This window comes from Microcoleus sp. PH2017_28_MFU_U_A (assembly GCF_020738035.1).
Lineage (GTDB): Bacteria > Cyanobacteriota > Cyanobacteriia > Cyanobacteriales > Microcoleaceae > Microcoleus.
Genome location: NZ_JAEQCX010000090.1, coordinates 17,374 through 29,007 on the forward strand (window position 1 = coordinate 17,374; position 11,634 = coordinate 29,007).

Annotated in this window: 10 protein-coding genes; 9 read left to right on the plus strand and 1 reads right to left on the minus strand. The window is 44.7% G+C overall.

All coding sequences use genetic code 11. From position 1 onward, the window contains the following. Positions 1–146: 146 nt before the first annotated feature. The 5 genes from uvsE to JGK14_RS21990 all read left to right on the plus strand — a co-directional run bounded on the left by uvsE (position 147) and on the right by JGK14_RS21990 (position 4,321). A complete protein-coding gene (uvsE, locus tag JGK14_RS21970; RefSeq protein ID WP_293176728.1) occupies positions 147–1,091 on the plus strand; it encodes a UV DNA damage repair endonuclease UvsE in 945 nt (314 codons plus the stop codon). Positions 1,092–1,197: 106 nt separating this feature from the next. Beyond that, positions 1,198–1,872, plus strand: a complete 675-nt coding sequence (locus tag JGK14_RS21975; RefSeq protein WP_293176730.1) for an SOS response-associated peptidase — start codon at positions 1,198–1,200, stop codon at positions 1,870–1,872. Between the two features lie 139 nt (positions 1,873–2,011). Beyond that, on the plus strand, positions 2,012–2,398 hold the full coding sequence (locus JGK14_RS21980; protein ID WP_293189112.1) for a VOC family protein: 387 nt from the start codon (positions 2,012–2,014) through the stop codon (positions 2,396–2,398). 109 nt (positions 2,399–2,507) lie between these two features. Further along, positions 2,508–3,425, plus strand: coding sequence for an AraC family transcriptional regulator (locus JGK14_RS21985; protein WP_325315486.1), 918 nt, complete (start codon positions 2,508–2,510; stop codon positions 3,423–3,425). A gap of 101 nt (positions 3,426–3,526) precedes the next feature. Next, the gene (locus JGK14_RS21990; RefSeq protein WP_325315487.1) at positions 3,527–4,321 is read left to right on the plus strand and encodes a dienelactone hydrolase family protein; all 795 of its coding nucleotides are present in this window, start codon (positions 3,527–3,529) and stop codon (positions 4,319–4,321) included. Positions 4,322–4,446: 125 nt separating this feature from the next. Here JGK14_RS21990 and JGK14_RS21995 read toward each other — a convergent pair whose 3' ends face one another. Next, positions 4,447–5,064: a CP12 domain-containing protein gene (locus JGK14_RS21995; RefSeq protein WP_293176760.1), complete on the minus strand. Its 618-nt coding sequence runs from the start codon at positions 5,062–5,064 to the stop codon at positions 4,447–4,449. 43 nt (positions 5,065–5,107) lie between these two features. On the opposite strand from JGK14_RS21995, the gene JGK14_RS22000 reads away from it, so the two are divergent. From JGK14_RS22000 to JGK14_RS22015, 4 genes are all read left to right on the plus strand, one after another. After that, complete coding sequence (locus JGK14_RS22000; RefSeq protein WP_293176738.1) at positions 5,108–5,347, plus strand: hypothetical protein; 240 nt, start codon at positions 5,108–5,110, stop codon at positions 5,345–5,347. Positions 5,348–5,413: 66 nt separating this feature from the next. Next, the gene (gene glpX / locus JGK14_RS22005) at positions 5,414–6,451 is read left to right on the plus strand and encodes a class II fructose-bisphosphatase (RefSeq protein ID WP_293176740.1); all 1,038 of its coding nucleotides are present in this window, start codon (positions 5,414–5,416) and stop codon (positions 6,449–6,451) included. 152 nt (positions 6,452–6,603) lie between these two features. Next, entirely contained in the window at positions 6,604–7,896 is a 1,293-nt protein-coding gene (locus JGK14_RS22010; RefSeq protein ID WP_293176742.1) for a glutamyl-tRNA reductase, read from the plus strand. 581 nt (positions 7,897–8,477) lie between these two features. Next, a complete protein-coding gene (locus JGK14_RS22015) occupies positions 8,478–11,480 on the plus strand; it encodes a UPF0182 family protein (RefSeq protein WP_325315488.1) in 3,003 nt (1,000 codons plus the stop codon). Positions 11,481–11,634: the final 154 nt, after the last annotated feature.

Genomic DNA, 11,634 nt, shown 5'->3' on the forward strand with positions numbered 1-11,634 from the left:
GCGATCGCCCGCAGCAACTAAGTCTAAACTAGAAACTGTAGTTAGATTCAGGTTTGTATTAGGGACTTTAGTCCCTCCAAATTCAGGACTTTAGTCCTGACTACAAACCTATGTTAAAGTAAGATTAGAGATAGATATTATTTTAAATGAGCAAACTTAACCCAGTGTTATTAAGTCAAAAACAGCCTGAATTAGGATTGGTCTGCATTACGACTTCCGATGCAGTTCGTTTCCGCACAGTCACGCGGAAGCGGCTGTTGCAACTTACAGAAATAGAACAAGAAAAAGTATTGCGCGAGTTGTATGCAGATAACTTAAAAAGACTTGACAAAGCGCTTGATTTCTGCTACGCCAATGGGATTAAATTGTATCGCATGACTTCTGCACTCTTCCCTTTTGCAGATATAGATTTGGGGGAAACAGTTTTAGATTCGATGAATGAGGAATTGCGAAGAGTTGGCGATCGGGCAATTGACCTCAATATCCGTTTGGTGTTCCACCCCGATCAATTTGTTGTCCTCAGTTCCGACAAGCCGGATGTTGTGAAAAACAGCATTAAAATTCTGGCGACTCATGCTTTAATTATGGATATGTTGCAACAGCCCCGATCGCCCTGGGCACTGATGAACATTCACGGCGGTAAGGGCGATCGCACTTCGCAACTCAAATCAGTCATCCGCGACTTACCCGAATCTATTCGATCGCGCTTAACCTTTGAAAATGACGAATACGCCTACAGTTCGTCGGAATTGTTAGACGTTTGTCTCGATACAGGCGTAGCAATGGTTTTTGACGCGCACCACCACGTCATTCACGAACATTTAGAAAGTTACAACGATCCAAACGTTGCCGAAATGCTCGCAGCAGCCCGCACTTCTTGGCCTGTTCCTGAATGGCAATTAGTCCACATATCAAATGGCAAAGAATTTTTTGCAGATCCGCGCCACAGCGACTTGATTGTAGATATGCCCAATTGCTATTATGATGCTCCTTGGATTGAAGTAGAAGCTAAATTCAAAGAATTAGCTATTGACAAGTTGCGCGCCGAATGGTTGTCTGCAAATGTTCCACAATTTAGCAGTGTCTCCTAGGGGCGGGTTCGCCAACAATCTCGGCCTAATACGAATAATCTCAAAAACCCGCCCCCACCCAACGGTAAATCGCAATCTACTTTCTTGTTAATACCAACTATAAATTATGTGCGGCAGATTCACGTTAAATACTCCAGCTAAAATCATCGCCGAATTCTTCAAACTCTCGGAAATTCCCGACATCAAACCGCGATACAACATCGCCCCAAGTCAATCAATTGCTACCGTCACAGTTTCTCCCGAAAAAAATCAGCGACAGTTTCAATTTATGCGCTGGGGTTTGATTCCCAGTTGGGCAAAAGATATGAAAATCGCCAGCCATACGATTAATGCCCGATCGGAAACAGTAGCAGAAAAACCTGCTTTTCGCAGCGCCATCAAGCACAGGCGGTGTTTGATAATCGCTGACGGCTTCTACGAATGGCAACCGCAGGGCAAGAAAAAACAGCCTTACTATTTTACAATGACAAACAGCGAACCTTTTGCGTTTGCCGGTTTGTGGGAAAATTGGGAATCTGCCGAAGCAGAAAACATTGTATCTTGCAGTATAATTACTACTGCTGCTAACGAAACAGTGCAACCCGTGCACGATCGAATGCCGGTGATTCTCCCCGCAAGCGATTGGGAACAATGGCTCGATCCTTCTGTTGACAAGGCTCAGGAAGTTTTGCCACTGTTAAAGCCCTACGATCCAGCAGCAATGATAGCAAATGCCGTAAGTGCGATCGTCAACAGTCCAACTAAAGACAGTCCTGAGTGCATTCAAGCTATCCCCTTATAACTCGGCGGTGTGAAACCGCGTCTACACACAGGAAGTCCGCCTCCGCAGACTAAGAAGTCGAGGAGTATTACAGTTAAACTCAGTTGTGATATTCTTAAAGACTTTTCTTCATCTTAACATCACTGAAAGGACAAAAAATATGATCGGATACGTTACAATCGGCACAAACAATCTTGAACGTGCAGCCAACTTTTATGATACTTTGCTTGCTGAAATTGGCGCTCAACGATTCATGGAATTCGACCAATTTATCGCATGGAGCGTTTCTCCAGAGATGCCAGGACTTGCTATTACAAAACCATTTGATGGTAACCGAGCAACTGTTGGCAATGGAGTAATGATAGCTCTTCAAGTTGACAGTCCCGAAAAAGTCAACTTAGTTTATAACAAAGCGATCGCACTTGGCGCTCAGGATGAAGGAGCAGCAGGGCCGAGAGACGCTTTGCCGGGGTTTTATGCGGGATATTTCCGGGATCTTGATGGAAATAAGTTGAACGTGTTTTGTATGATTGAACCAAACAGTTAAGATTTTTCGGATCCGACTAAAGAAACCGGGTTTTTTCGAGTTTCTCCACTGTCATCAAGTATTCTCGTAAAAACCCGGTTTCTGACTACCAGTGCGCTAACGATAAAAGATGACAACATCAGAACCAGAGGTAAAACTGATTGATTTCAGCCAAGAAAAGGCAACAGATTTTATGTTGCCTCAGCCTGCTGTCTTGACAAGTTCGGGATGGGATAAAATCTATTACGAACACCATCAACAGCCGCAGTTTGACACGCCCGAACATCAAGGTACATGGCACGTTATTGCCCATTGTCCTGCTTTTGATGTATCGGGAGAGCGATCGGGAGAACGATGGTTGGATGGTAAGCTGAAAACAGAAGCCCGGAATCAGGGAGACATTGCGGTGATTCCGGCGGGTATTTCCCAGCGCTGCAATTGGAATACTTTATCTGAGTTTACCATTTTGGCGATCGCCCCTACACTCCTGGAACAAGTGGGTCAAGATTTGGTAAATTGCGATCGCATTGAACTCATTCCTCATTACATGGAAGAACAAGATATCCTGATTCAAGGGATATTCGGCGCTTTAAGACAAGAATTAGAATTTGGACAAATCGGCGGTTATTTGCTGATTGATAGTCTTAAAACCGCATTAGCGATTCACCTGTTGCGGAATTACTGCACCACACAACCTCGGCTTTCTAGCTATACGGATGGATTATCTAAACCCAAACTGCAACAGGTGAGGGAATATATTAACGAACATCTTCATCAAGAGATAAAACTAATTGAACTTGCTGCGATCGCCCAAATCAGCCCTTATCACTTTTTACGTCTGTTCAAGCAAAGCACGGGCTTGACGCCTCACCAGTATATCTTGCAGCGCCGCATCGACAAAGCCAAGTACCTGTTACGCGATAGCAAACTGAGCATCGCAGATATTGCTTTGCGAGTCGGATTTTGCGATCAAAGTCACTTGACTCGATGTTTCAAGCACCTGCTGGGGATGACACCTAAACAATTTCAGTCAGGGCGATCGCAATAATCTACCAAAATCCCGCAATTTTTTTCTAGAATTCAGAATCGCCAATTTTCTAAGCTATGAGCAGGATTAGAAAACTGAACGAGCGAAGCTGGAAAAAGCAAATGAAAAATCGCGAAATTAATACCACAACAGTCAAAATCCTTAACAACAACTTACAAATCGATGCTTACTTAGCCCAACCAGTAGAAAAGGGAATTTTTGCTGCGGTTATTGTGTTTCACGAAATCTTTGGTGTTAATGAAAATATTCGGGATATTACCGAATTGATAGCACGACAAGGATACATAGCAATTGCACCTGCGATGTATCAACGTATTGCACCCGGTTTTGAATTTGGGTTTAGCGAACCAGATATTGGTTATAGTCCAGAAGCTTACCAATTGGGGTTGCAATACTATCAACAAGTCAAATATTGGGAAATATTCAGCGATATTCAAGCAACTATTGCCTATCTAAACACATTACCCAACGTTAAAGCTGATTCTATTGGCTGCATTGGTTTTTGCTTTGGTGGTCATATTGCTTATATGGCTGCAACCTTACAGGATATCAAAGCAACTGCTTCGTTTTATGGCGGGGGGATTACAACTTCTAGCTATGGAGAATATACTCCAACTATCGATCGCACATCGGCAATCAAAGGCACGATTTATACATTTTTTGGTACGAAGGATACATTGGTTTCACAGGAAGAAAACCAAAAAATTGAGGCAGAATTACAGAAACATCAAATCAATCATCGTGTATTTCGATACGATGCAGGACATGGATTCTTTGGTGGATTGTTCGTAGATAAGTACCCGTTTTTAGCACACCATCCTAATATAATAGGATACAGAGAAGCTGCTGCTGATGCGTGGCAACAGGTTATTGAACTCTTTCAAAACAAACTTTAAAGCTTACCAGCGAGATCGTTAGTATTTGAAAGCAGATGGTAGAAGGCATAATTAAAAATTCAGCTTTCTACCTTCTGTCAACTGTCAACTGTCAACTGTCAACTGTCAACTGTCAACTGACTAAATTAACTGTCGTACATCCGGGCTTCGGCCGCGTCGGGATTCTCTTCGCAATACTCATCAAAAGCCGTTTTTTCAAGCTTGATCGATCGCTGGTGAGCGGCCTCAGCCTGCATTTCCTCTACGATGTCCCAAGCTACGGCGCACTGTTTAGAAGTAGCACCTTTCTCTGAACAGACTGTTCTAGCATCGGCGATCGCCTTTTGAATTTCATCCTCAAAGACAACACTCTTCGGCTTCTCAACAAAATCACTTTTTGTCAAAATATCCGTTACCGAAATAATGCCCAGCAGTTTGTCCTTAATCACCGGAGCTCGACGGATGCGGGTATTGGCGAACAACCTCGCCACATATTCGACGCCCAAGTCGGGATTCACCGTGATGCACGGTTTGGTCATAATCTCGAAGACGCGGACTTTTTGCGGGTCTACTCCGTAGGCTGTTACTTTGTAAACAATATCCGTTTCTGTGACTATGCCATAGGCGTCTTGTTCGTGGCGGCGTTCCACAATTAGCGCGCGCAGACACAGTTCGTTCATCATCGCCACTGCTTCAGCTACCGTTGCCGAACCACGAATGGTGACAACTTCCTTTGTCATAATATCTTGGGCTTTCATCATCATTTTTTCTTGCTCCCAGCTCATACACTTAGAGTGTATCTCGATTGTGGGACGCCTGATTTACCATGACTATCGCAACTTACGCCTGGGATCGCCTCCGCCTCCGAGAGTCCGCTCTTGGACGATCGGGCCCGCCTGTGTAGGACGATCGCCATCGCAAGAGTCAAGCATTCGGGCGATCGAGCCTTCAGCTTATTTTGCCCAATTTATCAGCCCCAGTCTCAAAGAAGTAAAAGTTAACACAAACAAACCAACTGCTTGCGCTCGCACAGATCCCCGCCTCTGATAAACTTGATGGCTGGGAGTGCAAAAAGCACAAGGCACGCAAGACTTAGTTGGGAGTATATAGTTCGTGGATAATGCAATCGGTTTAGAGATTATCGAAGTAGTTGAGCAGGCAGCCATCGCCTCCGCTCGATTGATGGGCAAAGGCGAGAAAGATGAAGCCGACAGAGTGGCTGTAGAAGCAATGCGCGAGCGGATGAACAAAATTCATATGCGCGGCCGCATCGTGATCGGTGAAGGCGAACGCGATGACGCACCCATGCTTTACATCGGCGAACAAGTGGGTATTTGTACTCGTGAAGATGCTAAAGATGTCTGCAACATAGATGAATTGATCGAAATTGATATCGCTGTTGACCCTTGCGAAGGTACTAACCTGGTTGCTTACGGTCAAAACGGTTCGATGGCTGTTTTGGCAATCTCTGAAAAAGGCGGTTTGTTTGCTGCTCCCGATTTCTACATGAACAAATTGGCTGCTCCTGCGGCTGCCAGAAATCATGTAGATATTCGCAAGACACCAACCGAAAACCTCAAAATTATCTCTGATTGTCTCGGCCGTAGTGTTGAAGATTTGGTGGTTGTGGTGATGGATCGCCCTCGTCACAAAGATTTAATTAATGAAATTCGCCAAGCTGGTGCAAGAGTTCGACTGATCAGCGACGGCGACGTTTCTGCTGCGATTTCTTGTGCGTTTTCTGGTTCCAACATCCACGCCCTGATGGGTATTGGTGCTGCACCTGAAGGTGTGATTTCCGCAGCAGCCATGCGCTGTTTGGGCGGTCACTTCCAAGGACAGTTAATTTACGATCCGGCTGTTGTAAAAACTGGTTTGATCGGTGAAAGTAAAGAGAGCAATATCGCTCGACTTACATCAATGGGCATCACAGATCCAGACAAGATCTACAATGCTGAAGAATTGGCATCTGGAGAAACAGTTCTGTTTGCGGCTTGCGGAATTACTCCCGGAACGCTGATGGAAGGAGTTCGCTTCTTTGGTGGCGGCGCTCGTACTGAAAGTTTGATTATTTCTTCTCAGTCGAAGACTGCTCGGTTTGTGGATACAATCCATATGTTTGACCAGCCTAAATCTCTGCAATTGAAATAATCATTAGTTAGCGGTTAACAGTTAAATTTTAAATGTTAATTTTTGACTATTAACCGTTGACAGTCACCAGTGATTAGCAATTAGCGATAAACTAAGAGTTAATCACAGGTGACTGTAGATAACTAAGAAATAAATAGTGACAAATGACAGATATGAATATTGCAGTCGTAGGTCTCAGCCACAAAACAGCGCCGGTTGAAGTTCGGGAAAAACTCAGCATTCCAGAACAAAAGATTGAAGCGGCGATCGCCCAATTGCGCGGCTACCCCCACATTCAAGAAGTTGCAATCCTCAGCACTTGCAACCGTTTAGAAATTTATATCGTTACCACAGAGTCAGAGCCGGGAGTGCGAGAAGTGATGCAGTTCCTTTCGGAATGCAGTAAACTTCCTTTGCAGTCTTTGCGCCCTCACCTGTTCATTTTGCTGCACGAAGATGCGGTGATGCACTTGATGCGAGTGTCTGCGGGCCTCGACAGTTTGGTGCTGGGAGAAGGACAAATTTTGGCTCAGGTGAAACAAACTCACAAACTCGCCCAGCAGTACAAAGGTGTTGGCAGAATTTTAGAACGTTTGTTTAAGCAAGCTTTGACAGCCGGGAAGCGTGTTCGCACAGAAACTAGCATTGGTACTGGTGCGGTTTCGATTAGTTCAGCGGCGGCGGAATTAGCTCAATTAAAAGGTCAGCATTTAGCAACTAGCCGGATTGCAATTATCGGTGCTGGGAAGATGTCGCGCTTGTTGGTGCAGCATTTGCTGTCGAAAGGAGCGAGTCATATTGCGATCGTCAATCGATCGATGCGAGGCGCTGAGGAATTGGCCGGTTTGTTTAAAGATGCTACACTGCACTTGCATTTGCTCTCGGACATGATGCAGGTAATTGGGGATTCTGACTTGGTGTTTACCAGTACAGCCGCTACAGATCCGCTGTTAAATAAAGCTAAATTAGAAGCTGTCTTAAAACCCGATCGCCCTTTGATGTTGGTGGACATTTCTGTGCCGCGCAACGTTGACTCGGATGCTAAGGAATTGGCTAACGTCAAGTCGTTTAATGTGGACGATTTGAAAGCAGTGGTAGCTCAAAATCACGAAAGCCGCCGCAAAATGGCAATGGAAGCTGAGGGCTTGCTGGAACAGGAAGTCGAGGCTTTTGATGTCTGGTGGCGCAGTCTAGAAACTGTTCCTACCATTAGCTGTTTGCGGGATAAGATCGAATTAATTCGAGAACAAGAGTTAGAAAAAGCTTTATCGCGTCTGGGTTCCGAGTTTTCGGAGAAACATCAAGATGTGATTGAATCTTTAACAAGAGGGATTGTGAATAAGATTTTGCACGATCCGATGGTGCAGTTGCGGGCGCAGCAGGATATTGAGGCGCGCCGACAAGCGATGCACACTTTGCAAACTCTGTTTAATTTGGATGTTGATGTCAATCAGCAGTACAGTTAACAGTTGACAGTTGACAGTTGACAGTTGACAGTTGTCATTGGTGATGTTTTGCATCAGCTTTTAATGTAATTAGGACTTACCCATTTGCTCATTAAGTAATGGGGTTTCTTAACTCAAATTTAGGGTTTTATATCCTTTCTGTTTGCATTGGAACGATCATTTTGTGCATTGCTGTCCCTGCTGGCGAGTCGCGCGAGCGGGGACAGCACTGTATAATTCCGATGTAACTGATATCTTGCACCATTCTTAACTAGCCTTTCACGGACGGGCAGGATGCCCATCCCACAAGAAAATTTATTTTTTGTGGAACAGGCATCTTGCCTGTTATTGAGAATGCGGCAAGATGTGAGATGTAACCGCAAAAAATATTACTTGTTACCAGGCTGGAGCTTGGTAACGCAGATTCGGAGGTTCTGCCTCCATTTTTGGATGAGGCAGAGCCTCTCGATATCGGTTCCCTGGCAGAGCCTGGGAACCAGTTTAACAACTAACAACTAACAACTAACAACTAACAACTAACAACTAACAACTAACAACTAACAACTAACAACTAACAACTAACAACTAACAACTAACAACTAATGACTATTAAGCGAATTCATCAATTAATTCTATTGCTTGTAGGGCTGTGGTTAGTTTTTGAGTTTTCCTCGCGGATTGCGGCAGAAATTCTCTGGTATCAGGAAGTTGGATATCTTGAGGTTTTGCTGTTAAAACTGAAAACTCAAGCGTTGCTGGGCGCGATCGCACTTTTGGTATCTTCCGCCTTCTTCTTCGGAAATTTAGCCCTAGCCCGCCGCCTGCAACTTCCCACCGAAAACATTAAATCACCTGTTTTTAGGCAGTTAATCGCGCCCGCAAGTGGCAAAAACACGAAGAAAAATGATCAATCACCTGCTGCTAAATCTCAAATTGCCTTTCCCTGGCTGTTGTTGGCGATATTTGGATTAAGTGCGATCGCCAGTTTAACAGTAATTCACTGCGGGCTCTTAGCCACCGGTAGCATCGGCGATTTTAGGATAGTCGGGGGTTTGTCTGCGCCGCCAATTCACTTCGGATTTAAGTCAATCCAGGTTGGCGTGGTGCAGCTATCGTCTGATTGGTGGCAGTTGGGCTTGCTGCTGGGGATGATGTTCGCTGTAGCAATTAAGCCGGATTTTTGGTTGCGGGCGATCGCTCTTTTGCTCAGTTTGGCGATCGGGATAATTGCCGCTAGTCGCTGGACTAAACTTTTACACTATTTCCACCCTACTAATTTTAACATCACCGACCCGATTTTTAATCAAGATATTAGCTTTTATGTATTTATCTTGCCCATCTTAGAATTACTAAGTTTCGGGCTGACTGTTGTATCTGTGTACGGTTTAGTATCTTGCACTTTAACCTATTTGCTGTCTGGAAACAGCCTGAGTCAAGGGATATTTTTGGGGTTTTCGCGATCGCAACAGCGGCACTTGTACGGCTTGGGAGCAGCTTGCATGGTAGCCATCTCGCTCCGGTACTGGCTGGGCTGTTACACCTTGCTGTACTCGCGCGGAGACGTTACCTACGGGGCTGGTTACGCTGACGTGACAGTGCGGCTTCCCGTCTATGGCTTTTTGAGTGTGGTGGCTGGGGCGATCGCACTTTTCATGCTTTGGCCTGTTTTCCAATTAAACATCAACAATAATAACTTAAAAAAAATCATCTTAGCATTTTTAACTTTAAGTATATCTCTAGGTTTGCTGCTGCCAAAAATCGTGCAGCAACTGATAGTCAAACCCAACGAACTAGCCCGCGAACAGCCCTACATCCAGCGCAGCATTGCCTTTACTCAACAAGCTTTTGACCTCAAGAAAATTGAAATCAAAACCTTCGATCCAGGCGGAAAACTTACATATCAAGACTTAGAAAAAAATCAACTTACTATTAGCAACATCCGGCTGTGGGACAAACAGCCACTGCTGCAAGCCAACCGACAGTTACAGCAAATTCGACCTTATTATACATTTCCTGATGCTGATATCGATCGCTATACAATCAAAAACGCCACAGCAAAAAAGGGAGATGTGGAAAGCCAGCAAGTAATTCTGGCGGCGCGGGAATTAGATTACACAGCGGTGGCGCCGGAAGCTCAAACTTGGGTAAACGAACACCTCGTGTACACTCACGGTTACGGCTTTACTCTATCTCCCGTAAACACAGTCGGTGCCGGCGGTTTACCCGATTATTTTGTCAAGGATATTGGGGTGACAGCCCAGACAGGAGATACTGTTTTAGATGTCACTAAAGATAGCATTCGGGCCAGTATCCCGATCGGCTATCCGCGCATTTACTACGGCGAAGTCACCGATACAGACGCCATCGCACCGACAAAAGTCAAGGAATTCGACTATCCCAGCGGCCAAGACAATGTTTACAATACCTACAGCGGTACGGGCGGAATTGCGATCGACTCTGTATGGAAGCGCTTGCTGTTTGCGAGTTATCTGAAAAATTGGCAAATGGCGCTAACCCGCAATTTCACACCAGAAACTAAGTTACTTTATCGCCGCAATATTAACAAAAGAGTCCGGGCGATCGCTCCTTTTTTGCGCTACGATTCCGACCCGTATTTGGTAGTAGCAAACGCCAATCTCAGCAAAGGCGAAATCGAAAAAAAACCGGATAAAATTGGCAACAAGATTAAACCTTCACCCTCGGTAAACGATAAATCTCCCAACTATCTTTACTGGATTATCGATGGCTATACAGCGAGCGATCGCTACCCTTATTCAGATCCAGGAAGCAATGAATTTAACTACATCCGCAACCCGGTAAAAGTCGTCATTGACGCCTACAACGGCTCTGTCAACTTCTACGTTAGCAATCCTTCCGATCCGATTATTAAGAGTTGGATGGCTATCTTTCCCGGACTCTTCAAACCCCTGGACAAAATGCCTCCGGCACTCCGCAAACATATTAGATATCCCGTAGATTTGTTGAGCATTCAATCGGAACGGTTGTTAACTTATCACATGGAAGATCCGCAGGTATTTTACAATCGGGAGGATTTGTGGCGCGTTCCTAATGAGATTTATGGTGGCAAACAGCAGCCCGTAGAACCGTATTATTTGATTACAAAACTACCGACAGAAACATCAGAAGAGTTTATTTTGCTATTGCCATTTACGCCAGTCAGTCGTAATAATTTAATTGCTTGGATTGCAGGGCGATCGGATGACGATGATTATGGTAAATTGCTATTGTATCAATTCCCCAAACAGCGATTAGTTTACGGCCCGGAACAGATAGAAGCTTTAATCAACCAAGATCCGGTGATTTCCGAACAAATATCTCTGTGGAATCGGCAGGGGTCAAAGGCGATTCAAGGCAATTTATTAGTAATTCCGATCGAACAATCTTTGCTGTACGTGGAACCTCTTTATTTGGAGGCTGAACGCAATAGTTTGCCAACTTTAATTAGAGTGATTGTTGCCTACGAAAATAGAATTGTGATGGCGGAGAATCTCGACAAGGCACTGAAGGCACTTTTTCAGCCAAAATCTACGAATAAACCCGCAATTGTGAGGCCAGTAGAAGGCGCAGCCCCCGCGTTGAATTGATAATATTTGTAGGGAAACGGCATTGCCGTGTCCGGCGCGAGCCACTTACCATAATACTTGTAGGGTGTGTCGCCATCAACAATCTCAAAAAAAGATGAAAAATCTCATAGCGACGCACCTCATGTCTATATCCGGTAAAAACAAGTATTAGGTT

Excerpts from the sequence above, each read along its gene's own strand:
- JGK14_RS22015 (WP_325315488.1), top strand. The coding sequence starts at position 8,478 with ATGACTATTAAGCGAATTCATCAATTAATTCTATTGCTTGTAGGGCTG.
- JGK14_RS22010 (WP_293176742.1), top strand. The coding sequence starts at position 6,604 with ATGAATATTGCAGTCGTAGGTCTCAGCCACAAAACAGCGCCGGTTGAA.
- JGK14_RS21975 (WP_293176730.1), top strand. The coding sequence starts at position 1,198 with ATGTGCGGCAGATTCACGTTAAATACTCCAGCTAAAATCATCGCCGAA.
- JGK14_RS21980 (WP_293189112.1), top strand. The coding sequence starts at position 2,012 with ATGATCGGATACGTTACAATCGGCACAAACAATCTTGAACGTGCAGCC.
- JGK14_RS21985 (WP_325315486.1), top strand. The coding sequence starts at position 2,508 with ATGACAACATCAGAACCAGAGGTAAAACTGATTGATTTCAGCCAAGAA.
- uvsE (WP_293176728.1), top strand. The coding sequence starts at position 147 with ATGAGCAAACTTAACCCAGTGTTATTAAGTCAAAAACAGCCTGAATTA.
- JGK14_RS21990 (WP_325315487.1), top strand. The coding sequence starts at position 3,527 with ATGAAAAATCGCGAAATTAATACCACAACAGTCAAAATCCTTAACAAC.
- JGK14_RS21995 (WP_293176760.1), bottom strand. The coding sequence starts at position 5,064 with ATGATGATGAAAGCCCAAGATATTATGACAAAGGAAGTTGTCACCATT.